This window comes from Rahnella sp. CFA14(1/10) (assembly GCF_004195095.1).
GTDB classification, from domain to species: Bacteria; Pseudomonadota; Gammaproteobacteria; order Enterobacterales; family Enterobacteriaceae; genus Rahnella; species Rahnella perminowiae.
This window is the reverse complement of sequence record NZ_SEWS01000005.1, coordinates 179447-205560: the sequence shown is the minus strand read 5'-3', so window position 1 is coordinate 205560 and position 26114 is coordinate 179447. Positions and strand designations below refer to the sequence as shown.

The 26114-nt window shown below is 50.3% G+C and carries 19 protein-coding genes; 7 read left to right on the top strand and 12 right to left on the bottom strand.

Annotated elements, in window-relative coordinates; genetic code table 11:
• Nucleotides 1–13: 13 nt before the first annotated feature.
• Entirely contained in the window at nucleotides 14–994 is a 981-nt protein-coding gene (locus EVX52_RS11835; RefSeq protein ID WP_129953164.1) for a D-threonate 4-phosphate dehydrogenase, read from the bottom strand.
• Nucleotides 987–2327: a four-carbon acid sugar kinase family protein gene (locus tag EVX52_RS11830; protein WP_240783464.1), complete on the bottom strand. Its 1341-nt coding sequence runs from the start codon at nucleotides 2325–2327 to the stop codon at nucleotides 987–989. Before EVX52_RS11830 ends, EVX52_RS11835 begins: the two co-directional genes overlap by 8 nt.
• 191 nt (nucleotides 2328–2518) lie before the next feature.
• Between EVX52_RS11830 and EVX52_RS11825 the strand changes: the two genes are divergently transcribed.
• The 7 genes from EVX52_RS11825 (at nucleotide 2519) to yddG (ending at nucleotide 10180) form a co-directional block, all read left to right on the top strand.
• Complete coding sequence (locus EVX52_RS11825) at nucleotides 2519–3655, top strand: iron-containing alcohol dehydrogenase (protein WP_129991333.1); 1137 nt, start codon at nucleotides 2519–2521, stop codon at nucleotides 3653–3655.
• A 43-nt stretch (nucleotides 3656–3698) separates the two neighbouring features.
• Nucleotides 3699–4586, top strand: a complete 888-nt coding sequence (locus EVX52_RS11820; RefSeq protein ID WP_129953166.1) for a dihydrodipicolinate synthase family protein — start codon at nucleotides 3699–3701, stop codon at nucleotides 4584–4586.
• Between the two features lie 84 nt (nucleotides 4587–4670).
• Nucleotides 4671–6092, top strand: coding sequence for a sodium:solute symporter family protein (locus EVX52_RS11815; protein WP_129991332.1), 1422 nt, complete (start codon nucleotides 4671–4673; stop codon nucleotides 6090–6092).
• Nucleotides 6089–7267 carry an exo-alpha-sialidase gene (locus EVX52_RS11810; protein ID WP_129991331.1) on the top strand — a complete coding sequence of 393 codons (1179 nt, stop codon included), beginning with the start codon at nucleotides 6089–6091 and terminating at the stop codon, nucleotides 7265–7267. Before EVX52_RS11815 ends, EVX52_RS11810 begins: the two co-directional genes overlap by 4 nt.
• A 32-nt stretch (nucleotides 7268–7299) precedes the next feature.
• The gene (locus EVX52_RS11805) at nucleotides 7300–7989 is read left to right on the top strand and encodes an SDR family NAD(P)-dependent oxidoreductase (protein WP_129991330.1); all 690 of its coding nucleotides are present in this window, start codon (nucleotides 7300–7302) and stop codon (nucleotides 7987–7989) included.
• Between the two features lie 333 nt (nucleotides 7990–8322).
• On the top strand, nucleotides 8323–9198 hold the full coding sequence (locus EVX52_RS11800) for a hypothetical protein (RefSeq protein ID WP_129991329.1): 876 nt from the start codon (nucleotides 8323–8325) through the stop codon (nucleotides 9196–9198).
• Between the two features lie 103 nt (nucleotides 9199–9301).
• The gene (yddG, locus tag EVX52_RS11795; protein WP_129991328.1) at nucleotides 9302–10180 is read left to right on the top strand and encodes an aromatic amino acid DMT transporter YddG; all 879 of its coding nucleotides are present in this window, start codon (nucleotides 9302–9304) and stop codon (nucleotides 10178–10180) included.
• Between the two features lies 1 nt (nucleotide 10181).
• Here yddG and yacL read toward each other — a convergent pair whose 3' ends face one another.
• The 10 genes from yacL to aceE form a co-directional block, all read right to left on the bottom strand.
• On the bottom strand, nucleotides 10182–10547 hold the full coding sequence (gene yacL / locus EVX52_RS11790; RefSeq protein WP_129953172.1) for a protein YacL: 366 nt from the start codon (nucleotides 10545–10547) through the stop codon (nucleotides 10182–10184).
• A gap of 76 nt (nucleotides 10548–10623) precedes the next feature.
• Entirely contained in the window at nucleotides 10624–13221 is a 2598-nt protein-coding gene (gene acnB, locus EVX52_RS11785) for a bifunctional aconitate hydratase 2/2-methylisocitrate dehydratase (protein WP_129953173.1), read from the bottom strand.
• A 1057-nt stretch (nucleotides 13222–14278) separates the two neighbouring features.
• Complete coding sequence (locus EVX52_RS11780; RefSeq protein ID WP_129991327.1) at nucleotides 14279–14494, bottom strand: hypothetical protein; 216 nt, start codon at nucleotides 14492–14494, stop codon at nucleotides 14279–14281.
• Nucleotides 14494–15456, bottom strand: a complete 963-nt coding sequence (locus tag EVX52_RS11775; RefSeq protein WP_129991326.1) for a fimbrial protein — start codon at nucleotides 15454–15456, stop codon at nucleotides 14494–14496. The genes EVX52_RS11780 and EVX52_RS11775 overlap by 1 nt, the downstream gene beginning before the upstream one ends.
• On the bottom strand, nucleotides 15447–17903 hold the full coding sequence (locus EVX52_RS11770) for a fimbria/pilus outer membrane usher protein (protein ID WP_129991325.1): 2457 nt from the start codon (nucleotides 17901–17903) through the stop codon (nucleotides 15447–15449). The genes EVX52_RS11775 and EVX52_RS11770 overlap by 10 nt, the downstream gene beginning before the upstream one ends.
• Nucleotides 17904–17952: 49 nt before the next feature.
• On the bottom strand, nucleotides 17953–18651 hold the full coding sequence (locus tag EVX52_RS11765; protein ID WP_129991324.1) for a molecular chaperone: 699 nt from the start codon (nucleotides 18649–18651) through the stop codon (nucleotides 17953–17955).
• 68 nt (nucleotides 18652–18719) lie between these two features.
• Nucleotides 18720–19316, bottom strand: a complete 597-nt coding sequence (locus EVX52_RS11760) for a fimbrial protein (RefSeq protein WP_165385179.1) — start codon at nucleotides 19314–19316, stop codon at nucleotides 18720–18722.
• Nucleotides 19317–19889: 573 nt separating this feature from the next.
• A complete protein-coding gene (gene lpdA, locus EVX52_RS11755; RefSeq protein ID WP_013576983.1) occupies nucleotides 19890–21314 on the bottom strand; it encodes a dihydrolipoyl dehydrogenase in 1425 nt (474 codons plus the stop codon).
• 213 nt (nucleotides 21315–21527) lie between these two features.
• Complete coding sequence (gene aceF, locus EVX52_RS11745) at nucleotides 21528–23423, bottom strand: pyruvate dehydrogenase complex dihydrolipoyllysine-residue acetyltransferase (protein WP_129991322.1); 1896 nt, start codon at nucleotides 23421–23423, stop codon at nucleotides 21528–21530.
• A gap of 13 nt (nucleotides 23424–23436) precedes the next feature.
• Nucleotides 23437–26100: a pyruvate dehydrogenase (acetyl-transferring), homodimeric type gene (gene aceE, locus EVX52_RS11740; RefSeq protein WP_129953178.1), complete on the bottom strand. Its 2664-nt coding sequence runs from the start codon at nucleotides 26098–26100 to the stop codon at nucleotides 23437–23439.
• Nucleotides 26101–26114 lie beyond the last annotated feature (14 nt).

Genomic DNA, 26114 nt, shown 5'->3' with positions numbered 1-26114 from the left:
CACTGGCGCGAAATTACGCCAGTTGTACGGCTAACTGAATAGAGATCGCCATGCTCTCAGACTTGGCTTTTCCTGTCCACGCAATATCAAACGCGGTGCCATGGTCAGCCGACGTGCGGATGAACGGCAGACCGGCGGTGATGTTCACCCCGTCATAGAATCCCATCAGTTTCAGCGGGATATGGCCCTGATCGTGATACATCGCGACCACCATATCGTACATCCCTTCATAAGTTTGCAGGAAAACCGTATCCGGCGGGCATGGACCGTAGACGTTAATTCCTTTGGCTTTCATTTTCTCTACCGACGGCCCGACAATCTTAATTTCTTCATCACCGAACAGCCCGTTTTCACCCGCATGCGGATTCACACCGGCGACAGCGATACGTGGATTTTCATAACCGACGCGACGCAGGAAGGTATCCGCCATCTGAATCACTGTTTCTACCCGCTCGTGACTGAGCGTATCGAGGAATTTACGCAGCGCGATATGCGTGCTGACGTGGATAACCTTGAGTTTGTCGGTGTAAAGCACCATCGCGTAGTCGCGGCTGTCAGTGAGTTTCGCCAGCAGTTCGGTATGTCCCGGATAAATATGCCCGGCAGAATGCAGCGCTTCTTTATTCAGCGGTGCGGTAGCAATGGCGTGCACCTGTCCGGCCATGGCCAGTTCTGTCGCGCGTTTTACACAGCGATAAGCCAGATCCCCGGCCTCTTTTTGCACTTTGCCCGGCACCAGTGCATCAGGATTTGCCAGCGGTTCGTCAATAACGTTAATCACACCGGGCGCGAAATTCGCCTGCGAGACGTCATCGATAATACGCAGTTCCGCTGCAGGCGTGATACCTAAGCCAAGGATACGGCGGAATGTGGCGGCGCAACCGACCACCACCGCTTTCGTGCCGGAAAGCTCACCTTCAGCCAACGCTTTAATGATAATTTCAGGGCCGATACCGGCAGGGTCACCCATCGTTACTGCGATAATTTTAGTCACTCAACTTCTCCTCAATAAAGCGTAAAACTTCAAGTAGCGTACTTTCGGTACCGAACCCTCCGGCCTTGGTCATGACCGGCAGCCGGTGAATCTGACTGCCTTGCAGATATCCCCAGGGAACGCAGCCTGCAATTTGTCCTTTAATTTCAAAACCTTTAGCCCCGAGCGCACGAACCACCGCCAGCGCGATATCACCGCCGGTAAGGTAAATGCCGCCCGGATGCGTCTGCTGTAAGAGGTGCCGGATCAGTTGCCCGAGAAAGGCGGCAATCCGCTCGCCCATCTGCGAGCGGCTGATGTCATGTTGCTGGCAAAATTGCGCAATCCGGTGCCGCTGTTCTGCGCCCTGCGACGTGCGGATCACACAGTGTTTGCCCTGCGCCAGCGCTTGAGAAATCTGCGCGACCAGCGTTTGCTGTATATCGATAAATTCATCTGAAAACAAAGGCATAACATCGATATCCAGCAGCGAAATCGCCCTGTGCTGCATTACGCAGGCCACCTGTTGCAAGGCGATTTCACTCATCGAACCGACCACTGCCAGCAACGGCAATTTCTTACCGGATATCACCGGAGGATGTTCATTGTCATGCAACGCGGCATCGGTCAGCGCATGGATAAGACCCGAAGCCCCCACCATCAGCGGTCTGAATGGCAGGCTTTCAGCGGTCTGAACAATCAGCTTCAGATCTTCTGGCGTCTCGCTGTCCGCTATCAGAATGCGGACGCCGGACGCCACCAGAGCAAATATCACGTTGTGCAAATCACCGCTTCGTAACGCTTCAAGGCTGACGTGGTGCTGTTTCAGCGACGTCTGTTCAGCCAGTCGCTCTGCTATGCTGGCGGTATGCACCGGCGTTTTCGGATCGCTTGCAAATTCGGTTTCAGTCAGCAATTGGCCGTTGACGTAACATTTACCATCCGCCACCACACGACCAAGTGCAGGCACAGCGGGAGCGACAATCGCCAGCGGGCAATTGAGTGCCGTCAGCGCCGCTTCGGTTTCTGCCCCTAAATTGCCGCGCAGAGTGGAATCAATTTTTTTAAACACCCAATGCTGACCAGAGATGGCTGTCATTCCCGCCTGCACAGCCAGAGTCACTTTCTGTGCCGCCTGTGCCGCGCTCAGCGCCCGGCTGTCACTGCTGTAAATCACCGCGCTTGCGCTGCTGCCCCTCTGCACTTCCGTCTGAATATCAAACTGCACATGCGCGGTCAGCCCCTGGCGGACAAGCGCCACGCCGGTGTCATTCGCGCCGGTAAAATCGTCAGCGATAACCAGAAGCGCGGCAGGCGTGCAATACGCCGGGATTGTCAGTGTTTCAGCCATCATGGCTCCGTAAAGGATCGGGTTGGGTTAATCTTGCTGGATATGATTATATTCAATCATGATTGATTATATGTGAGCAACATCAAATTATTCAACTTCAATTTCGCCTATAAATTGCCCTGACGATGTGAGGCATATCGACCTTTGGTGATTGAACTCACTCTTACAAAAGACTCAGACGGCAGGAATCAGGCATGAATATAGACAGTACGATCATCAGCGGTTATCAGTCATTACAGGACATTGGCTACCTTCTGACCGGAAAACGACAGGTGCTGCTGGTCAGCGATAAGAACATTATCGGCCTGCCGCCGGTGCAATCGCTGATAACACAGATGCAGAAAGCAGGCTGTCAGGTGACGGTAATTGATAACGTGCCGCCGGAGCCAAGCCAGCATGACGTTACGGCGATCCTAAGCGCGCTGAAAAAGCCTGTCGTAGATCTGGTGATTGGCGCAGGCGGCGGCAGCGTGCTGGATGTGGCAAAACTGCTTTCCCTGCTTTGTGCGGGCGATGAAAACGTCACGCTGGAAAGCCTGCTGGCCGGTGAAAAGCCGCAGCGCCGCACCCCGTCTTTGCTGATCCCGACCACTGCCGGCACCGGGTCAGAATCCACGCCAAACGCGATTCTGGCTATCCCGGAAAAGGAAACCAAAGTCGGCATTATTACGCCAGTGATGCTGCCTGATTATGTGGCGCTGGTGCCGGAACTGACCACCAGTATGCCTGCGCACATCGCGGCCTCCACCGGCATTGATGCGCTGTGCCATCTGTTCGAATGCTTTACGTCAGTGATCGCCAGTCCGGTCAGTGACAACTTTGCCCTGGTCGGCATGAAGAAACTGTTCGCCAGTATCGAAACGGCCGTCGCTGAGCCGGGAAATCTGGCAGCACGGCTGGATATGCTGTGGGCGTCTTATTACGGCGGCGCGTCGATTGCCCATGCCGGTACGCATATGGTGCATGCGATGTCCTATCCGCTCGGCGGGAAATATCACATTCCTCATGGGATTGCGAATGCCATTCTGCTGGCACCGTGCATGGCGTTTGTACGACCGTCGGCGGTCAGTAAATTCGCCCGCGCCTGGGATTTAATTCCGGACGCTGACCTGAAATTAAGTGAGGAAGAAAAATCCTATGCGCTGGTGGAATATTTTGACGCACTGGTACATCGCCTGGATTTACCGGTCAAATTAAGCCAGCTGAATATCACACCTGACGACATTCCCTATTTGTCGCAGGGGGCAATAGAGGTACAACGTTTGATTAAAAATGTGCCCATGCCGGTAGAGAAAAATCAAATAGAAGAAATTTACCGCAGCATCAGATAACCCCTTATTTCGTATCCGACGACAACGACGTGAAGAGAATAAGATGAATAACATTACCGGAGTTTATACCGCGATTGTGACGCCCTTTTCCGCTGACGGAAAACTCGATAGCGACGCATTGCGCCAGCAGGTAAAACGCCAGAAACAGGCAGGTAATAATATTTTCTGCAACGGCACCAACGGGGAATTTTTTATGCTCAGCGAGCAGGAAAAAATTCAGGTAACAGAAATCTGTCTTGAAGCCGCAGGGGATGACACGGGCGTGATGTCGCATGTCGGCGAGATTTCTACCCGTGACACACTCAGGCTGGGCAAACAGATTGAAAAACTCGGCGTGCGCGCCGTGTCAGTGATTACACCGTGGTTTGCGGCATTGCGTCCGCAGGAACTGATCGCGCATTTTCGCGCGGTGGCCGATGCGCTGACCGTGCCGGTGTATCTCTACAATATTCCCGCCCGCACCGGCAATACGCTGACGCCAGAGGTCGTGCGCGTGCTGGCCGACCATCCGAACATCAAAGGCATTAAAGACAGCGCCGGTTCGTGGGAAAGCCTGCACGGCTTCCATGAGGTCAGTCGTCAGTTTGCGGATTTTGATGTGCTGACCGGGCCGGACTCACTGATTTACAAAGGTTTCACCGAAGGCAGTGCCGGATGTATTTCCGGTATCGCCAATATTATTCCTGCTCAGGTGAATGCCGTTTACCGCCATTGGCAGGAAAACAATGCGCCAGCGGCCGAAATCGTTCAGGCCGATATCAATCAGATCCGAACCGATCTTTACAGCATCGCATTTTCCCCGGCTGTGGTTAAAAAAGCCGTGAATCTGCTCGGTTTTAACGTGGGTGAAAGCCGGTATCCGGTCGAATTCACGCAGGACGATACACAAAAGATCCTGACCGTTATTAAGACCTTTAATTTGCGCGATTAAACGCGCCTTACACCTTCTGAATCCACCGACACCTGCGCATGAAAATCCGCAGGCAGGGTCCCCTACGCGCTGTGTGAGGAAAAAATGAAAGAATTTAGCTCATCAGATACGTTAATTATCATCGGTATAGTTCTGGCCTACATCGTGTTTACCACCTGGCTGACCTACCGGTTACGCAGTAAAACCAACGGCGATTTCATGGAAGGCTCGCGTGCAATGCCGGCCTTTATCGTCGGCGTGTTGCTGATGTCGGAATACATCGGCGCAAAATCCACCATCGGTACCGCACAGGCGGCGTTTGAAGGCGGTTTCGCCGCGTCCTGGTCGATCCTGGGTGCGGCCATCGGCTTCCCGATATTCGGTTTACTGCTGGTAAAACGCATTTATAACACCGGAAAAATCACCATTTCCGGGGCGATTGCCGAGAAGTACGGCAATACCACCAAGAACATTATTTCGCTCATCATGATTTACGCCCTGCTGCTGGTGAACGTCGGTAACTACGTCAGCGGTGCGGCGGCAATTTCCACCGTGCTGAAAGTGAACCTGCCGGTCGCGGCGTTTATCACCGCCGTGGTCAGTACGTTCTACTTCGCCTTCGGCGGCATGAAAGGCATGGCGTGGGTCACCATGTTGCACAGCGCCCTCAAGTACATCGGCGTACTGATCATTCTGGGCATCGCACTGCACATGACCGGCGGCGTGATGCCGATGGTCAAAGAGATGCCTGATTTCTACTGGACGTGGGACGGCAGCATCGGTGCCAGCACCATCTTCGCGTGGCTGATCGGCACCATCGGCTCCATCTTCTGTACGCAATTCGTCATTCAGGCGATTTCATCGACCAAAAGCGCCGAGTCTGCCAAACGCGCAACCTGGGTTGCTTTCTTCTTCTGCATTCCGATTGCGCTGGCGATTGGCATGATCGGTGTCGCGGCGAAGTTCCTGCATCCTGAAATGAACAGCCTGTATGCCCTGCCAATCTTCATTCAGGACATGAATCCGTGGCTTGCCGGTCTGGTCACTACCTCGCTGGTGGCGTCGATTTTCGTCAGCGTGAGTACCGTCGCGCTGGCCATTGCCTCGCTGATTGTGAAAGATTTCTACGTGCCTTACCGCAACCCGACGCCGGAGCGCGAGTTCAAAATGACCCGCTGGCTGTCGCTGCTGATTGGCTTCCTGCCGCTGATTTTCGTGTTACTGGTGCCGGAAGTGCTGAAGCTGTCGTTCTTCACCCGCGCTATCCGTCTGTCGATTTCCGTGGTCGCGGTGATGGCCTTTTATCTGCCGTTCTTTAAAAGTGCGCGCGGTGCAAATGCCGGCCTGATTGGTGCCTGCGTAGTGACCTCCGTCTGGTACCTGCTCGGCGATCCATTTGGTATCAACAACATGTATATCGCGCTGGTCACACCGGCCATCATTATGTTGGTTGACCGTCTGATCCCACAGCGCACCAATAAAAACAAAAATGCACACATTATTCAAAAGTCTGGAGCCTTAAGATGACCACTGAAACGCTAACCGTCGAACGCAGCGGCAAAGTTCATAATGCTGAACATGACGCCGCGCGCCGTGAGGCTATGTTGCCGTCGGATTGTCCGCAAAATCATGCCGCCAATCTGCTGCCTTTACCCGACGGCAGCCTGTTATGCACATGGTTTGCCGGTACCCAGGAAGGTATCGCTGATATTTCCATTTACCTGTCGCGCCTGGAAAAAGGTGCGCAGGTCTGGAGCCGGCCGGTGAAACTTTCAGAGGATGCCAGCCGTTCCGAGCAAAATCCGGTGCTGTTTCTTGACCCGGATAATGTGCTCTGGCTGATGTACACCGCGCAGAAATCCGGCAATCAGGACACCGCGATTGTGCGTTTTCGTCAGTCCCACGACATGGGAAAAAGCTGGGGAGAAATCGGTACATTACTCGGTGAGCCCGGCACTTTTATCCGTCAGCCGGTCACCGTGCTGGCCAACGGTGACTGGCTGCTGCCGGTATTTTATTGCCGCACACAGCCCGGTGAAAAATGGGTCGGCAACAATGACGACAGCGCCGTCAAAATTTCCAGTGATAAGGGCAAAACCTGGCGTGACGTGGCAGTGCCAGAAAGCACCGGCTGCGTGCATATGAACATCACGCCGCTGCACGACGGCAGCCTGCTGGCGTTGTACCGCAGCCGCTGGGCAGATTTCATCTACCAGAGCCGTTCCGTGGATAGCGGCAATAGCTGGAGCGCGCCGCAACCGACCGCACTGCCTAACAATAACTCATCGATTCAGGTGACAACGCTCGCCAACGGGCATCTGGCGCTGGTCTTCAATAATCTCAGCGCCGCCGATGCCAGTGAACGCCGGGCCTCGCTGTATGACGAGATTGAAGATGAAGACGACGACGTACGCACCGAAACGCCGGGGGAAACCGGTGGCCGCACAGCCTTCTGGGGCGCTCCGCGCGCACCGATGACACTGGCGATTTCGGAAGACGGTGGCCGCTCGTGGCCATACCTGCGCGATCTGGAAACCGGCGATGGCTATTGCATGACCAATAACTCACAGCAAAAACTGAACCGCGAATTTTCTTATCCCAGCATCAGGCAGGGGCTGAACGGCGAACTGCATATCGCCTTCACCTACTACAGGCAGGCGATCAAATACGTCTGCGTTGAAGAATCCTGGGTAAAAGGCTGATACCGGCCCGGCCTCATTGTCAGGAGTAAGCCATGAACCCAACACCGAGTAAACACGCGCTGGTGACAGGATGCAGCTCAGGCATTGGCGAAACGGTGTGCCTGACACTGCTGGCGCAGGGCTGGAGAGTGACCGGACTGGCGCGCCGTGAAGTGAGTTTTTCTCATCCTCACTTTACCGGTATTCTGCTGGATATCACCGGCACGACACAACTGACGGCATTTCTGGAAACACTGCCTCAGGTGGATGCCGTGGTTCACGCCGCAGGCCTGATGCAAGCAGCACCGCTGGGGCAACTGGATCTGCAGGCCAGCGAAGCATTGTGGAAACTGCATATTGGCGTGGCAGAAGTGCTGGCTGACCGGCTGGTAGATAAAATGCCCGACGGCGGGCGCATCGTATTGCTGGGCAGCCGGACGTCATCGGGTGCCGCCGGTCGCAGCCAGTACGTCGCCACAAAATCCGCCATGACCGGCATGGCGCGCAGCTGGGCAGCAGAGCTGGCGCCGCGCGGCATTACCGTCAATATTGTGGCTCCCGGCGCGACGCAAACCCCGATGCTGGATAATCCGCAACGGCAAAGTTCTCCGCCTAAATTGCCACCGATTGGCCGGTTTATTCAGCCTCAGGAAGTTGCCGATTTAGTCTGTTATTTACTTTCTCCTTCTGCGGCTGCGATTACCGGTCAGCAATTAATCATTTGCGGCGGCGCATCGCTGTAACTCAATAAGCAATCCTTAAGTAAAATATCCTGGCCGGTATAAAAACCGGCTATACTTCTTAAGGCAAATTAATAGTTAAAGAGTGATTAAATTTTTATTTAAGTCAAATTTATCGTCAATCGATCTAGCTATTAAGCCAAATTTAAAAAACAATACACAAACCCTAAATCAAATATAATTTATCTATAACTAATAATTTAGCTTATGACAGATCAAAAGATCGCTTTTTTATTAAAAACAGATAAATTGCTTTAATTATCCCCGCCCGCCCATTAGCATCGCGTCATTGCTTACTAAGCAAACAGCTCCATCCACCGCAAGCAGAAATAAAACATGAAAATGATTAAATTAAAGACCGTACCCAGCCTGCTGGTCGCGAGTTCTTTATTGGTTTCCGGGGTTTCCCGGGCCGGGGAAAATTTGTTAAGCAGCAATACTGAAGGGATGCGGCACTATGTGAGTTACGGTGCTGAATATTATAAGTGGGACGAATCCGTCGATAATATGGACGGTAAATATGTTGCTGAACATGGCCCGCGCCTGCGCGTTAATTTCGGATCCAATAATTATCTTGATACGCAAAGCGGCTTATTAAAAGCCTGGGACATGAGCGTCATGTTCGGGATCGTCCGTTATAAAGGCAGTACGCTTGACGATCAGGCCAACGTGCAAAACGGATCGCTCAAGGGCAAAACCTATTACACCGGCTACAGTGCGGACATGACCCGCGGCTACCGTTACCGGGCATCCGACAGTGTTTCTTTCGATATGAAAGGTGCGCTTGGCGGCCAGGCATGGCTGAGAAATATCCGCTCTGATGATGTTTATATCGCCTCAGAAAATGCCACGCGGCAGTACACCGCCGTGGAAGTGACTGTGCAACCTTACGCTAAAGCGTCATTGGGTGCGAACTGGCAAATGACCACAGATTCACGCCTGAGTCTGGAAGGCGGTGCGCTGTATCCGATTAAAACCTGGACGCACAGCAATCAGGGCTCGGTCTGGCTGGAGCCGAAATCCAGGCTTTCGCCATTTACCAGCCTGACCTGGAATATCAACAAAGATGTTTTTGTGAAAGCCAGTTATGTGCATCAGAAATACGGTAAGTCTGACGAGAAACAAGGTGATCTGAACGGACGTACCGTCGGTTATTATCAGCCCGCGACCACCACTTCCACCGTGGGTCTGGAAGTCGGTTTCTACTTCTGATGATTTCAGCAACTCAGCGCCCCTCAAGCGGATTGTTCCGGTGTAAATAACCGGGACAATCGCTTATCTTAAAAGCCTCCTTTTCCAGAGGCTTACCTTTCTTATGGATCGTTTTGCAACGCTGTGTGGCGTTCTCGCCATTTTATTGTGGAGTATGAGCGTGGCGCTCACCCGCAGTTTGTCCGAATCTCTGGGGCCCTTTGGCGCGGCCGCGTCAATTTATACTGTCAGTGGGATTTTAGTCTGGATGGTCGGCGGCAAGCCAACGTTGCGCGGCGAATCTGCGGCCTATCTGATCATCTGCGGTCTGTTATTTATCTTTTATATGGTGGCGTTTTCGCTGGCGATTGGTCTGGCGCATACCCGGCAACAAACGCTGGAACTCGGGTTGATCAATTATTTGTGGCCAAGTCTGACGCTGCTGTTTGCGGTTCCGTTGCTGAAATTACGCGTACGCTGGTGGATCTGGCCGGGGGCAGTACTGGCGTTTGCAGGCGTGTTATGGGCGATCAGCGGCGGTCACGGGCTGGATATTCGTCAGCTAATGCGTAATGTGCACGGCAACCCGGTGGCTTATGGTCTGGCATTGGGTGCTGCCGTTTCATGGGCGCTGTATTCCAATCTGGTGCGCGTATTGTGTAAAGGCAAAGGCGTGCTGCCGTTGTTTCTGCTGGCGACCGGTGCCGTGCTGTGGGTGCTGTACTTTACCTATTCATCGAACCGCATCAGCCTGAGATTACCGGCGATTCTTGAACTGCTGGCAATGGGCGCGGTGACGGCCATTTCGTATCAGTGCTGGGATATCGCGATGAAAAAAGGCAATGCGACGCTGGTGGCCGCGTTGTCGTACTTCACGCCGCTGTCATCGATTCTGATGGCCGGATTATGGCTGCACACACTGCCGGGCGCAAGTTTCTGGCCGGGGGTGCTAATGGTAGTCGGCGGTTCGCTGCTCTGCTGGACCGCCTCGCGGGGCAAGTAACTCAGCGGTAGGTTGTCACAAAAGAACGGTATTTAGCGAGGACTTGCAGGAAGTCCTCGACACCGCAAAATGCCAGACTTTCTTCGTCGTAATAGCTCATCCCTTCTTCAATCTCATCACCGTCGAAATCCAGCTGATTGGCGCGGATCATCACCTCATCGTCGGCTAACAACAGCGTGTATTCATGACCAACCATTTGCGTCTGGCGTTCGCTGCCTTTCAGCTCACTCAGCGCGGCTTCAACGTGATCGAGCACGCTCAGGTCGCCCTTCACTTCTTCATTCAGCCAGTGGCCCAGCACTTCGTGGCCCATTGAAAAACGCACTTTGACCTCACCGGTGATGTCGCGTAAAAAATCGTAATCCATGGCGCAGTCCTCTGGAAAAATCACAATAAAAAAGGGAGCCGAAGCTCCCTTTCAACACTGGCGCAAATATAGCGATTTAGACTGCGGTTTGGAAGATCACACCGTCAGCTTTATCCGTATATTCGCTCAGTTTGTCGAAGTTCAGATAACGGTAGGTATCCACCGCAGTCTTATCCACTTCTGCCATATAACCGAGATATTCTTCCGGTGTTGGCAGGCGACCCAGCAGGGACGCCACCGCGGCCAGTTCCGCTGAGGCCAGATAGACGTTAGCGCCATTGCCCAGACGGTTCGGGAAGTTACGCGTTGACGTGGAAACCACGGTAGAACCGTCGGCCACACGCGCCTGGTTACCCATGCACAGTGAACAGCCCGGTATTTCTACACGCGCCCCGCTCTTACCAAAGACGCTGTAATAGCCCTCTTCAGTCAGCTGTGCCGCATCCATTTTAGTCGGTGGTGCAACCCACAGACGGGTTGGTAACGCGCCTTTATGGCTGTCGAGCAGTTTACCGGCCGCACGGAAGTGACCAATGTTAGTCATGCACGAACCGATAAAGACTTCATCGATTTTGCTGTTCTGTACGGAAGACAGCAGACGCGCATCATCCGGATCGTTCGGCGCACAAAGGATTGGCTCTTTGATGTCCGCCAGATCGATTTCGATCACAGCCGCGTATTCGGCATCCGCATCCGCTTCGAGCAGGGTAGGATTCGCCAGCCACTCTTCCATGCCTTTGATACGACGCTCGATGGTACGACGATCGCCGTAACCTTCAGAGATCATCCACTTCAGCAATACAATGTTGGAACTGAGGTATTCTTTGATCGGTGCCTGATCCAGTTTGATCGTACAACCTGCCGCTGAACGCTCTGCAGACGCATCCGCCAGTTCAAATGCCTGTTCTACTTTCAGTTCCGGCAAGCCTTCGATTTCCAGAATACGGCCAGAGAAGAGGTTTTTCTTACCTTTCTTCTCAACGGTCAGATGGCCTTCTTTAATCGCGTAGTAAGGGATCGCATGCACCAGATCACGCAGGGTGATGCCCGGTTGCATTTTGCCCTTGAAACGCACCAGAACGGATTCCGGCATATCAAGAGGCATCACGCCGGTCGCTGCCGCAAAGGCCACCAGACCGGAACCCGCCGGGAAAGAAATCCCAATCGGGAAACGGGTATGGGAGTCACCGCCGGTGCCAACTGTATCAGGCAGCAGCATGCGGTTCAGCCAGGAGTGAATAATGCCATCGCCCGGGCGCAGTGAAACACCGCCACGGTTCATGATGAAATCAGGCAGCGTGTGATGGGTGGTCACGTCAACCGGCTTAGGATACGCCGCGGTATGACAGAATGACTGCATCACCAGATCGGCGGAGAAGCCCAGACACGCCAGGTCTTTCAGTTCATCACGGGTCATCGGACCGGTGGTGTCCTGAGAACCCACGGACGTCATTTTGGGTTCGCAATATTCGTTCGGACGAACACCGGCAACGCCACAGGCGCGGCCCACCATTTTCTGCGCCAGCGAGAAACCTTTATTGCTTGCAGCGACGGGTTTCGCAATGCGGAACACTTCGCTCTGCGGTAATTTCAGCGATTCACGGGCTTTGGTGGTTAAACCACGGCCGATGATCAATGGAATACGACCACCTGCACGCACTTCGTCGAGCAGTACGTCGGTTTTCAGTTCGAAAGTGGCGAGCACTTCGTCGGTTTCGTGATGACGCACTTCACCTTTATACGGATAGATGTCGATAACATCGCCCATGTTCAGGTTAGACACGTCCACTTCGATCGGTAAGGCACCGGCATCTTCCATGGTATTGAAGAAAATTGGCGCGATTTTGCCGCCGAGCACCACACCGCCGCCGCGTTTGTTTGGCACATGAGGGATATCATCACCCATGAACCACAGCACGGAGTTAGTGGCTGATTTACGCGAAGAACCGGTACCGACAACGTCACCCACATAAGCCAGCGGGAAACCTTTTTTGTTCAGTTCTTCGATTTGTTTGATCGGACCGACACTGCCCGGTTGATCCGGATGAATGCCTTCGCGTTCATTTTTCAGCATTGCCAGCGCATGCAGAGGAATATCTGGACGGGACCAGGCATCCGGAGCAGGTGACAAATCATCGGTATTGGTTTCGCCGGTCACTTTAAACACGGTGACGGTGATTTTTTCGGCCAGTTGCGGGCGCGACAGATACCATTCGGCATCCGCCCACGACTGAAGGATTTTTTTCGCGTGTTCGTTGCCAGCGTGTGCTTTTTCTTCCACATCGTAGAAGTTATCAAACATCAGCAACGTGTGGGACAGCGCTTTCGCGGCAATAGGTGCCAGCGTGTCGTTATCCAGTGCGTCGATCAGCGGGTGAATGTTGTAACCGCCCTGCATGGTGCCCAGCAGTTCAACAGCTTTTTCAGGAGTGACCAACGGAGAGGTAGTTTCGCCTTTGGCGACGGCGGCCAGGAACCCGGCTTTAACATAGGCGGCTTCGTCGACGCCCGGTGGAACACGGTTAATCAGCAGGTCTAACAGAGTGTCTTCTTCGCCTTGCGGCGGATTCTTCAGGGACTCAACCAACGCTGCCATCTGTGAAGCATCAAGTGGCTTAGGGACGATGCCCTCTGCAGCACGCTCGGCTACGTGCTTACGGTATTCTTCTAGCACGACTTTCTCCTCGCTCTCATTGTCATTTATTATGCCTGGCTTCCATCATCAGCATCGCGTCATGCCTGTAGGGACAGGGGAATTCAAGCGGTCTGATGAATCGGGGACACTGCGGGTAAGAGGGTTTCTTGTTCTGAAACTATACGTCCTGAACCTGAGCACAGTGCCCTTTAGCGCCTGGGCAGCATAGCAGGATTTTGCCCGCTTGTTAATTCGTTCACATAAAAGCAACATTAAATCTTTGCTGAATCGTTGAGCACAGACGGATCGGCTGTTCATCCCGATTCGCCCTCCAGATCATCACAACAACCCTGATCATACAAGGGAATAAATGGCAGTAAATGCAGAAAAAAGGGGCAAAAAAATCGTTCAAAAATACGTCAGATTTGTCTCTTCGACGTGCCAGCAGTCAGGGAAAAACGTTAACGTCTGAATACTCTCAAAGCATCATCAGATGAATGGAATAGCGACCAGGAATGGCGTAAAACGCAAACTTATAATCGCCGAATTGATCTTCGGATCGCAAAACACCCTATTCATAGGAAATGGAAATAGTTCTTGCTCAGAAAAACAACTTCCCTATATTTATTCTTTATTGATGCCTCAACAGGTAATTACAGGTTTGCTTAATACATGAAATCTATGAGAGAACTTTAATCATTGATATTTCATATCAAAGTCAGGGTAAGTTTTGGGGATGCATGGAAAAAGCGTTTAAATAACAAGGAACGTTCAGTATGAAAAAAATCCTCCTGATGTTGATGCTCACGATGGCATCCCCTTCTTTTGCGCATATCAATGAAGACATCATGACATTTTTGCCCTTTTACCTGCCGGAAATATAAGGTTAGAAAGAGAATATGAAAGCTTTCCTTTAAAAACCAGAACGGAGCTTGAAACACGCTTAAAAAATAAAAACCTCAGATCCTACCCCCTCATTCCAAAGCAGCCCCAGTATGGTTTTGATGATAGATAAGATAACAAACTGCATCCGACGTGTGATCAGTCGCCAGCGCTAATATTCACATCAACGTGTACTCCCCCGGAACAAGATGCGCTAAAGGTTGCCGGTAAGAGCAACCTTTTTAACGAATAAATCATTGTAAATTTCCCGGTGCTGTGCGCTTCGCCGTAGCGGGTTATCTGCTGCATCAGCAGCGCTATCAGGTTTGACGGTTACAGGCGTCAAATTTGTCGGGTCAGCACTTCTAAAAATTGCCTCTTCATATATTATCCAAAGACAGCCGGAACCCTGCTCCGACGTTTCGCTCATTATAAATAGTCGATCCTTAATGTGGCCATAGCCGTGACAAGCCCGGGCTCGATTTCATTATCCGAAACAAAATAGTTAGCTGAAAGAAGAATATTATTTTTCGTCGTTTGTTGAAAGAGATCAGAAATATCAACGGGCTTATCGAGAACCACCGGAATATCCTTATAAGTTAGTCTTATGCCGACACCTTTGGCGCTGCCGGGCATATCCATCAATGCAATGGTATCCTTTAACCCTTTATAAAGATTACCTTTAATCGTCATGAATACGCCATGAACATTTTCACAACTTACAGGCACAGCAAAATCTGTACGTCCTGTATCTCCGTTATATCCTTTCGACTTATCTACGGTTAGCACCCCCATATCGACATTTATTAAATCAGTTAAGATATCGCAAGTGCCTGAAGTCATGAGGCCGGAAAGATGTATGCCAACACTATAAACGGATTGCTGATTATTGACACTTATCAGCAACGCATTATTTTCATCATAGTTTAACTGACCTGGTGCAACCTCATCTGCGGTCTTAATCAACTCAATACGCATATAGATATCATCCGCACCGAAAGTAGAAGTAACTTTCTCTGAGAAATAAAAAGGGAGCTTTTTCCATTTGAACCCCTCTTTTTGTTGCAAGGCCATCGTGATTCTAATACCCACGCCGCTAAGATTAGTCGCATAGGTATTTTTCGCAAGGGATAAACTGTGTAATTTTCCAATGGCTGTTATTTGCTGCAATCCGTTCCCTTCATTACAAATAAATTTTATATCTTTACCGGCCAGCGTAGAAAGCGTGCCTTCTTTTTTGTAAAGCACATCGCCGATAACGGCGCTGCTGAAGGATGTATTGATTTTTGGTAAAATATTAATGTTTAAATGCCCTTTACAAGCATGAGCACTTGATAAAAAAATAAGCGCATAAAATAGTACTGACATTAAAGGGATCTTAGTTAGTTGCATTCCAGCACCATTTTTACCATTGAGGATTTGCCAGCCTTTTTCTTTTGAGGCAATTTATAGTCAGTTTGACAATGTTGACCATTACCAAAATCTGCACTGAGAGTACCCTCTTCAGGCATCCCGGTGATATAAGCAAGGCCATTATCAGCAACATAAAATTCCTGGTCGCCAGGCACTAGTTTAACTTCCGTGCCAAAGGGCAACGGTAATGAATGGTAATTCAGAATCACAATGGCTTTTCGTCCAACCCGGGCTGCGAATTCTGCCAAAACAATAGCATCTTTTGTCGGAACAACGGTATTAACGAGAGCCGTAATTTCGACTTCACTGTCCCGCGCTGCCGGAGGTTCAACCTTAACGTCATTTTTACGGTAAGGTATAATATTAGGTAAGACAGCATACCCGTTACTGTCTGTTTTAATTCCATCATATCCCTCAATGCTAATATCACTGACATTAGGGATGCTGATTAATGCTGAAGCATTATCCATATACTGAGAAAAAGTACCCCCCCCCTGATGCAATAATACGCCTCCGGACATGCCGTATGTTAACTGTTTCTGCATTTCGTCATAGTTATAACCAATTTTTTCTTGGCCTGAACTGTTTTTATAATCCAGACTGACAGCGCCTTTTGCACCACTATTATCATTTTCGTATGACGTGCTGGCGGTATAAATAAGTGTTTGTTTATCATTTAGCGCATCGGAAGCAGTCACTAGCTGGGAGTTATCTTTACCGCCACTTTGCGTCATTAAATATGATATTGAACCGTAACTGGCATCAGATGAGAACACTGAAAACGGAACAGAAACTGTCAGCGCCAGCTGCTTATCCCATTCATTGTTATTACTCATTTTACTTTTACTGACGGCAACTGAGTAAGATATTCCGTTTATGGAGCCATTGACACCGGTCTGATATATGATATCAGAGGATTCTTCATATCCCGTCCGGCTAAGTGTGAAGTATATACTTTCTCCTTCATCACTCACGGGTTGATTTATATTCACTGACTGCCGGTTGCGTATTTTACTCTCATATTGATTAGGGTTATAAGCATCCTGAAAAGATAAATAATTATTACTATATAACCAGTTTTCAACATGAACAGTGGTATCGCTTGTTGAAATAACTTTTGCATAGGATAAACGTGCGGCAGTACCCGACTTTTTTTGATTCTCATACTCCGGTTGCGTTTTTTGATGAACAGCAGTGAGTGACAATGCACCCAAATGGCCGGCATCAACACCGATACCAAGACTGGCGGCCTGGTAGTGCTGGCTCCATTGCAATCCGTTGAGTAATGTCAGGTTATAAGGCAACCCCCAGGCGGTACTGGCCTGAATAACATTCGGCTTATTTCCTACTGTCTCATCCTTATATTGGCCCGCTAACAAACTGTATTTCAACTGCCCTTCACGCTGGAGTTCAGGTATCGATGCGTAAGGAATAATGTAGTGATTTTCCGCACCATTGGACTCCTTAATCGTAACATCGAGTTCTCCACCATCAGAAACAGGGACAATATCTTTTAAAGCAAAAGGCCCCGGTGGTACGTTAGTCTGGTATATGATATCTCCGGCGTTTCTCACTGTGACCTGAGCATAGCTTTTTGCAATGCCGCGCACGATAGGCGAAAAGCCGTTGATGCTGTTAGGAAGCATTGCACTATCAGAAGATAACTGAACGCCTAACAAAGCCAGAGGGTCAAAGATATCCTGCTGTGTGGAGAAATCTCCCATGGTCAGTTTGCTTTTAAGCGGGCGGATCGAGCGTTTGACATACATCGACAGGTTGTTCCATCCGTTGGAATTTGACCATGACGATGAATCTCGCAGACGCCAGGGCCCCACATTCAGCCCGTTATTCCAGTTGAGGAAATTATCGTTCTCCCGGGAAGATAAGGCGCTTTCCCCGTTATTCCGGGTGGAAGAACCGTCCAGACGATAATTGGAAATAAAGGCCGTAATCCCTTCATCCCACAGCGTTTCAGGCACATCATCTGCGACCTGTGACCGCAATGCTAACTGAGGTATAGATAAATCGAGCTGTAACTGCGATAAATCAGTGTGCACTGTAGCGCCTTCAATGACGCTATAAACAGGGCGGCAAGGCGCAGGCGTTTTGTTCATTGTCACCAATGATGAATGTTTATCTATCCCCATCTCCGTATATTCGTCCTCGCTAAAACAAGGCGTCAGCCGCTCATGGTCATCCATGATAAAATCCACCATGCGTCGGTCATAAAAATCCGAATTTATACTGATTTTGACGCGATATTTCCCCGGAGCGAGTTGCTTAGTTGAAAAATGTGTCAGGTCTGGTGGCGGGGTATTCTCATCGAATGTCTCAAGTAATGTAGGTTCAAAATATTCATCAGCGTGAGATGAAACTGAAATTACTGCCAATAAAAAAACAATACCCATTTTTAACGGATGGAACATACATATCGCGCCGCTGATGCAAGAAAATAGTCAATATCAATAATGACAATCACAAATTTTTGACAAACTCTTTACTCTGAGTACCTGTATCGCCTATTGCCCACCAGCTTATTTTTACTTTTTCGCCCAAAGCAGTATGTGCTGAATAATCTGCTGCACTATTGGGCGCTAACGTAGAATTGTCAGGTTCCAGGCTAATGGGAATTTTTTTGCCATTCAGGATTACCTGACTCAGCGTGACATAGTAAGGACTATTATTTTTTACATGGACAGTATCAGGTGATTTTTTTGTCCATTCCAGAGTGCCGATGGCTGCGGCCGGGTCCCCGGGCAAGCCCTCTGGTCGGTAAATAAGTTTCACCCGATGGCTGACCGCAATGACGACCTTATTTTTCAGCGCTTTTTTATCTAAAGCCGGTATTGATTTAACATTCAGCCAATATAAACTTTCCCGATCACTTGCTTCACCTTTCCCCGTATAAATAACACTAATTTTACTTTCGTTACCTTTCTCGAGTTTAAAAATGGGCGGCGTCACGGTAAAAGGTGCCCCTTTTATGTTCCACCCCTTGTCCACCCAGCTTTGTACCAGATAGGTGATATCGCCGTTATTCTTTACCCTTGAATCTTCACCATCATTTTCCGCATGATAAATGACGCGGCTGGAATCAAGGTCAACCGCAGACTGGCCGTAAGAGGCATAGCCTAGCAATAAACATGTTATGAAATATTTAACTGATATTTTCATGATATAATTTTCATACCAAAGCGTCGGTAATGATGTATTACCGACGGAGATTATTTACTGCCCTTAAGTTAAATAGCTTCTAAGGTCAACGTCGCCGAAACATAAACAGGGCCCGAAGTAGGTTCGTTTGCGCTCGTCGTCCTTACTATGCTTGCAGTGAAATCGTGCGTCGCCATGCCATCGCTGTCTGTTTGGTCTGGTGTTGAAGTCCCCATAGGATCAAGCGGTGTTGATTGACCACCGATTACCTCCCTGAAAGCAACCCCTACGTATTGCGCACCATCTACTCCCTGCGCGTTCTGAGCTATATATGAATTTTCTGTCGTTGACACTGCCATGAAGCGAATATGGACAGGCTTATTTGCCACACAGTTGCGGATTTTTACCTGGAAATCAACCGGATGAATATCCTTCCCGGCGGGCGCTAAAATGATGTCATTTAAATCGACCTGACCCAAATCAATGGATTTCGGTACACTCATATTGCAAAAGGTGGATGCATTATTCGTAACCGATCCAGTAAGGTTTATTTGGGCCTGATCTAAGGTGGAGGTGGCAAAAGCGCCGGCAGACATCAGCAGAACCGATGGCAGCAGGGCAAATTTAATCATAGATTTCATTTTGTATTCTCCATGTTTTAAACATAAGAAATCACCAGGATCCATTCCTGGTTTCTCACGCATTAAGGTTTTTCATTATTTTGTAACGTAAAGCATGCTAACTATATGATATTTTGAATTCACTCACCACTGCATTCAGTCTTTAAGTTAAATTAACCTTGATTTAAAATTACTTTTTAGTCATATGTTAATTAATCTCTTAGAAGCTATTAATTTGCTGTTTATATAATTAATATTAATTATCAATCGCAACCACAAACATCGGTTAAAGATATATATTTTATACATCAATACCGCCATATCCATTATCAATAAAAATTCACATGCAAAATGAAAAAAACATTAATTCTGTGATTATATTAAATTATTTGGTAAGAGATTAAATACATTGATCGGAGTGATCATTTTCATTCACTCTGTCTGAAAATAACGCATGAAGAATAACAAAAAAATAATGCTGGCAGTGATGCTTAATATTGGCAACCTACTCGTATCACTCAATAGAAGGGGACATTGGGGTATGAGAAGATAGATTCACAGAGAAGATAATTACCGGGCTGCGCTGCGTCAGCAAAAAAAAACGCCTCCGGAGAGGCGTTCATCAGCAAAAGCCAAAGATTACTTTTTCTTGGCTTTCGGGTTTGGCAGGTCAGTAATGCTGCCTTCGTAGATTTCTGCTGCCAGACCCACAGACTCATGCAGCGTCGGGTGAGCATGGATGGTCAGCGCGATATCTTCCGCATCACAACCCATTTCGATAGCCAGGCCGATCTCGCCCAGCAGCTCGCCGCCGTTGGTACCGACAATTGCACCACCGATAACACGGTGAGATTCTTTGTCGAAGATCAGTTTGGTCATACCGTCTGCACAGTCGGACGCGATAGCACGGCCTGAAGCTGCCCACGGGAAGGTGGCGGTTTCGTAGCTGATGCCTTTTTCTTTCGCTTCTTTCTCCGTCAGGCCAACCCAGGCAACTTCCGGCTCAGTGTAGGCGATGGATGGAATGACTTTCGGATCGAAGTAGTGTTTCTTGCCGGAAATGACCTCAGCAGCCACATGACCTTCGTGAACACCTTTGTGTGCCAGCATTGGCTGACCGACGATATCGCCGATAGCAAAGATGTGTGGCACATTGGTGCGCATTTGTTTGTCGACGTGGATGAAACCACGGTCGTCCACTTCGATACCTGCAGCGCCTGCTTCCAGCAGTTTGCCGTTAGGTACGCGGCCGATAGCCACCAGCACGGCGTCGTAACGCTGTGGTTCTGCCGGGGCTTTTTTACCTTCCATCGTGACGTAGATACCATCTTCTTTGGCTTCTACTGCGGTCACTTTGGTTTCCAGCATCAGGTTGAATTGCTTGCTGATTTTCTTAGTGAAGACTTTCACGACGTCTTTATCAGCCGCAGGGATCACCTGATCGAACATTTCTACCACATCAATCTGAGAACCCAGTGCGTGGTAAACGGTGCCCATTTCCAGACCGATGATACCGCCGCCCATCACCAGCAAACGCTCAGGGACGCTTTTCAGCTCCAGGGCATCAGTGGAATCCCAGACACGTGGATCATCATGTGGAATGAATGGCAGTTTGATTGGACGGGAACCCGCCGCAATGATGGCATTGTCGAAAGTGATGGTCGTCGGACCATTTTCGCCTTCAACAACCAGAGTATTCGCGCCAGTAAATTTGCCCAGCCCGTTCACGACTTTGACTTTACGGCCTTTCGCCATACCGGACAGACCGCCGGTCAGCTGGTTGATAACTTTTTCTTTCCAGACGCGGACTTTATCGATGTCCGTTTTCGGCTCGCCGAAAACAATGCCATGTTCAGCCAGTGCTTTTGCTTCAGAGATCACTTTCGCGACATGCAGCAGAGCTTTAGAAGGGATACAACCTACGTTCAGGCACACGCCACCGAGCGTGGAATAACGCTCAACCAGAACGGTTTCAAGACCTAAATCAGCGCAACGGAAAGCAGCAGAATAGCCCGCAGGGCCAGCCCCAAGTACCACGACCTGAGTTTTAATTTCAGTACTCATCATGACCTCTTAATTTATGTCCGGCGGGTCTGACGTCATTTTTGTGTTGCAACGCCCATCATCCACCGGGTCGTTCTATCCGCCCGCAGTTTACAAAATTGTTAACAAATTTGAAACAACAAACGGCATACGATTTGTGCTTAGTGCCTGAAAATCCCAAACAGCATGAAGAGATTATCAGAAAAAAGCCGGCCGTCTGGCCGGCTTTTTCGCTTACATCACCAGACGGCGAATGTCAGACAACACGTTGTTGATGATGGTAATGAAGCGCGCACCATCAGCCCCGTCAATCACACGGTGGTCGAAGGAGAGCGACATTGGCATCATCAGACGCGGTGTGAACTCTTTACCGTTCCAGACTGGCTCAATGGCAGACTTGGAGACACCCAGGATAGCCACTTCCGGCGCATTAACGATTGGCGCGAAATGGGTCGTCCCGATACCGCCGAGGCTGGAGATGGTGAAGCAACCGCCCTGCATTTCACCGGCAGTCAGCTTACCGTCACGGGCTTTCTTGGAGATCGCCATCAGCTCACGGGACAACTCGGCGATGCCTTTTTTGTTCACGTCTTTGAAGACCGGAACAACCAGACCGTTTGGCGTATCGACCGCCACACCGATGTTGATGTATTTTTTCAGCGTCAGTTTCTGACCATCTTCGGACAGAGAACTGTTGAAGCGTGGCATCTGCTCAAGCGCAGCCGCAACGGCTTTCATGATGAAGACCACCGGCGTGAATTTCACGTCCAGTTTGCGTTTAGCGGCTTCATCGTTCTGCTGTTTACGGAACGCTTCCAGCTCAGTGATATCGGTTTTGTCGAAATGCGTAACATGCGGGATCATCACCCAGTTACGGCTCAGGTTCGCACCAGAGATTTTCTGGATACGGCCCAGTTCGACTTCTTCAATTTCACCGAATTTGCTGAAGTCCACTTTCGGCCAAGGCAACATGCCAGGAAGACCGCCACCCGTTGCGGCTGCCGGCGCGGCTTCCGCACGTTTGACCGCATCTTTCACGTAAGTCTGCACGTCTTCGCGCAGGATACGGCCCTTACGGCCGGTCCCTTTGACTTTCGCCAGGTTAACGCCGAACTCACGGGCCAGACGACGGATAACCGGCGTGGCGTGAACGTAAGCATCGTTCTCTGCGAACTCGCCTTTGCTCTCTGCTTTAACAGCAGGTGCAGCGGCTTTTTGTTCCTGTTTCGCCGGGGCAGCCGCTTCTTCTTTCTTAGCCGCCGGAGCAGCAGGCGCAGCGCCTTCTACTTCAAAGACCATGATCAGAGAACCGGTGCTGACTTTATCGCCCGCCGCGATTTTGATTTCTTTCACCGTGCCCGCGAACGGTGCCGGGACTTCCATTGAGGCTTTGTCGCCCTCAACGGTGATCAGTGACTGTTCAGCACTGATTTTGTCGCCGACTTTCACCATGATTTCAGTGACTTCCACTTCGTCGCCACCGATATCAGGTACGTTCACTTCTTTGCTGCCGGACTGAGCCGGAGCCGCAGGTGCCGCGTCTGATTTGGTTTCTGCAGCAGCGGCAGGTGCGGCTGCACCCGAGCCTGCCACGTCGAAGACCATGATCAGAGAGCCGGTGCTGACTTTATCGCCCGCAGCGATTTTGATCTCTTTTACTTTACCCGCGAACGGTGCAGGGACTTCCATAGAAGCTTTATCGCCTTCTACGGTGATCAGCGATTGTTCCGCTTCGACTGTGTCACCCACTTTCACCATGATTTCAGTGACTTCTACTTCATCGCCACCGATATCAGGCACGTTCACTTCTTTGCTTTCGCTGGAAGCAGGTGCGGCGGCAGGCGCTTTCTCTTCTGCTTTGGCTTCCTGTTTCGCAGGTGCCGCATCAGCAGCACCATCAGCGGCGTCGAAGATCATGATCAGTTTGCCGGTTTCAACGGTATCGCCAACCGCAACTTTAATTTCTTTGACCACGCCAGCCTGTGGAGAAGGCACTTCCATAGAAGCTTTATCGCCCTCAACGGTGATCAGCGATTGTTCAGCTTCAACTTTATCGCCCACCTTCACCATGATTTCGGTGACTTCCACTGCATCTGCACCGATATCCGGTACGTTAATTTCAATAGCCATCTGTCTTTACCTCTTATGCCAGACGCGGGTTAACTTTTTCTGGATTGATATCGAATTTCTTAATGGCTTCAGCCACTACAGACGTTTCGATTTCGCCGCGTTTAGCCAATTCACCCAGCGCAGCAACCACAACGTACGATGCATCCACTTCGAAGTGGTGACGCAGGTTTTCGCGGCTGTCTGAACGACCGAAGCCATCCGTACCCAGAACGCGATAATCACTGGCCGGAACGTATGTACGAACCTGTTCAGCAAACAGTTTCATGTAGTCAGTTGACGCTACCGCTGGCGCATCGCTCATTACCTGGGCGATGTACGGAACGCGTGGTGTTTCGGTTGGATGCAGCATATTCCAGCGCTCACAATCCTGACCGTCGCGGGCCAGTTCAGTGAAGGAGGTCACGCTGTAAACGTCAGAACCTACGCCGTAATCTTTGGACAGGATCTCAGCGGCTTCACGTACGTGACGCAGGATAGAACCTGAGCCCAGCAGCTGCACTTTACCTTTGCTACCTTCCAGCGTATCTAACTTGTAGATACCCTTACGGATGCCTTCTTCCGCGCCTTCAGGCATGGCTGGCATGTGGTAGTTTTCGTTCAGCGTGGTGATGTAATAATAAATGTTTTCCTGCGCTTCACCGTACATACGTACCAGACCATCATGCATGATGACAGCCACTTCGTAAGCGTAAGACGGGTCGTAAGAAATACAGTTAGGGATAGTCAGAGACTGAATATGGCTGTGGCCATCTTCATGCTGCAGACCTTCACCGTTGAGGGTAGTACGACCTGAAGTACCGCCGATCAGGAAGCCACGCGCCTGCTGGTCACCCGCTGCCCAGCACAGGTCGCCGATACGCTGGAAACCAAACATAGAGTAGTAGATGTAGAACGGGATCATTGGCAGATCGTTGGTGCTGTAAGACGTCGCTGCGGCCAGCCATGAAGATGCGGCGCCCAGTTCGTTGATACCTTCCTGCAGGATCTGACCTTTCTCGTCTTCTTTATAGTAAGCAACCTGCTCACGGTCCTGCGGGGTGTATTGCTGACCGTTCGGGCTGTAAATACCAATCTGACGGAACAGACCTTCCATACCGAAAGTACGCGCTTCATCGGCGATGATCGGGACCAGACGGTCTTTAATGGAGTCGTTTTTCAGCATCACGTTCAGAGCACGGACGAAAGCGATAGTGGTAGAGATCTCTTTCTTCTGCTCTTCCAGCAGTGGTGAGAAATCTTCCAGTTTCGGCATTTCCAGCTTCTGCGTGAAGTTTGGCAGACGAGTCGGCAGGTAGCCTTTCAGCGCAGCACGACGCTCATGCAGATATTTGTATTCTGCAGAGTCTTTTTCCAGCGTGATGTACGGCAGTTTTTCCAGATTTTCATCGGTGACTGGCACACTGAAACGATCACGGATATAGCGCACGCCATCCATGTTCATTTTCTTCACCTGGTGAGCAATGTTTTTACCTTCGGCAGCGTCGCCCATGCCATAACCTTTAATGGTATGCGCAAGGATAACGGTCGGCTGGCCTTTGGTATTCTGTGCTTTGTTCAGTGCAGCGAAAACTTTCTTCGGATCATGACCACCACGGTTCAGTGCCCAGATTTCGTCGTCGGTCATATCTTTGACCAGCGCCGCAGTTTCAGGGTATTTACCGAAGAAATGGTCACGAACGTATTTACCGTCGCGGGACTTGAAGGTCTGATAGTCGCCATCAACGGTTTCGTTCATCAGCTGGATCAGTTTACCGCTGGTGTCTTTACGCAGCAGTTCATCCCAACGGTTGCCCCAGATCACTTTAATCACGTTCCAGCCAGCGCCTGAGAAGATGCCGTCAAGTTCGTTGATGATTTTACCGTTGCCGGTTACCGGGCCATCAAGACGCTGTAAGTTACAGTTGATGATGAAGCACAGGTTATCCAGTTTCTCACGGGTCGCGATGGTGATCGCACCTTTGGATTCTGGTTCGTCCATTTCACCGTCGCCCAGGAATGCGTAAACGCGCTGTGCGGAGGTATCTTTCAGGCCACGGTGTTCCAGATATTTCAGGAACTTAGCCTGGTAGATGGCACCAATCGGGCCCAACCCCATCGATACCGTCGGGAACTGCCAGAATTCAGGCATCAGTTTAGGGTGCGGATAAGAAGACAGACCTTTACCGTGAACTTCCTGACGGAAATTGTTCATCTGCTCTTCAGTCAGACGGCCTTCAAGGAAAGCACGTGCATATACGCCCGGAGAAATGTGGCCCTGGAAGTACACCAGATCGCCGCCGTCTTTTTCGTTGCGCGCGCGGAAGAAGTGGTTGAAACACACTTCATAAACAGTCGCAGAAGACTGGAAGGAAGCCATGTGACCACCGAGTTCCAGATCTTTCTTGGAGGCACGCAGAACGGTCATGATGGCGTTCCAGCGGATAGCGGTACGAATATTACGTTCCAGCTCCAGGTTACCCGGGTATTCAGGTTCGTCTTCAACAGCGATGGTATTGACGTAGTTACGGCTGGCTGCGCCAGCAGCGACGCTTACGCCGCCCTTACGCGCTTCACTGAGAACCTGATCGATCAGGAACTGTGCACGCTCAACACCTTCTTCACGGATGACCGATTCGATCGCTTGTAGCCAGTCGCGAGTTTCGATCGGATCCACGTCATTATTTACACGTTCTGACATGGTGCTTTTCCTTA

Coding starts and splice junctions, on each gene's coding strand:
- EVX52_RS11830 (WP_240783464.1), bottom strand. CDS start 2,327: ATGATGGCTGAAACACTGACAATCCCGGCGTATTGCACGCCTGCCGCG.
- EVX52_RS11825 (WP_129991333.1), top strand. CDS start 2,519: ATGAATATAGACAGTACGATCATCAGCGGTTATCAGTCATTACAGGAC.
- EVX52_RS11820 (WP_129953166.1), top strand. CDS start 3,699: ATGAATAACATTACCGGAGTTTATACCGCGATTGTGACGCCCTTTTCC.
- EVX52_RS11815 (WP_129991332.1), top strand. CDS start 4,671: ATGAAAGAATTTAGCTCATCAGATACGTTAATTATCATCGGTATAGTT.
- EVX52_RS11810 (WP_129991331.1), top strand. CDS start 6,089: ATGACCACTGAAACGCTAACCGTCGAACGCAGCGGCAAAGTTCATAAT.
- EVX52_RS11805 (WP_129991330.1), top strand. CDS start 7,300: ATGAACCCAACACCGAGTAAACACGCGCTGGTGACAGGATGCAGCTCA.
- EVX52_RS11800 (WP_129991329.1), top strand. CDS start 8,323: ATGAAAATGATTAAATTAAAGACCGTACCCAGCCTGCTGGTCGCGAGT.
- yddG (WP_129991328.1), top strand. CDS start 9,302: ATGGATCGTTTTGCAACGCTGTGTGGCGTTCTCGCCATTTTATTGTGG.
- yacL (WP_129953172.1), bottom strand. CDS start 10,547: ATGGATTACGATTTTTTACGCGACATCACCGGTGAGGTCAAAGTGCGT.
- EVX52_RS11780 (WP_129991327.1), bottom strand. CDS start 14,494: ATGAGCGAAACGTCGGAGCAGGGTTCCGGCTGTCTTTGGATAATATAT.
- EVX52_RS11775 (WP_129991326.1), bottom strand. CDS start 15,456: ATGCAACTAACTAAGATCCCTTTAATGTCAGTACTATTTTATGCGCTT.
- EVX52_RS11770 (WP_129991325.1), bottom strand. CDS start 17,903: ATGTTCCATCCGTTAAAAATGGGTATTGTTTTTTTATTGGCAGTAATT.
- EVX52_RS11765 (WP_129991324.1), bottom strand. CDS start 18,651: ATGAAAATATCAGTTAAATATTTCATAACATGTTTATTGCTAGGCTAT.
- EVX52_RS11760 (WP_165385179.1), bottom strand. CDS start 19,316: ATGGATCCTGGTGATTTCTTATGTTTAAAACATGGAGAATACAAAATG.
- lpdA (WP_013576983.1), bottom strand. CDS start 21,314: ATGAGTACTGAAATTAAAACTCAGGTCGTGGTACTTGGGGCTGGCCCT.
- aceF (WP_129991322.1), bottom strand. CDS start 23,423: ATGGCTATTGAAATTAACGTACCGGATATCGGTGCAGATGCAGTGGAA.
- aceE (WP_129953178.1), bottom strand. CDS start 26,100: ATGTCAGAACGTGTAAATAATGACGTGGATCCGATCGAAACTCGCGAC.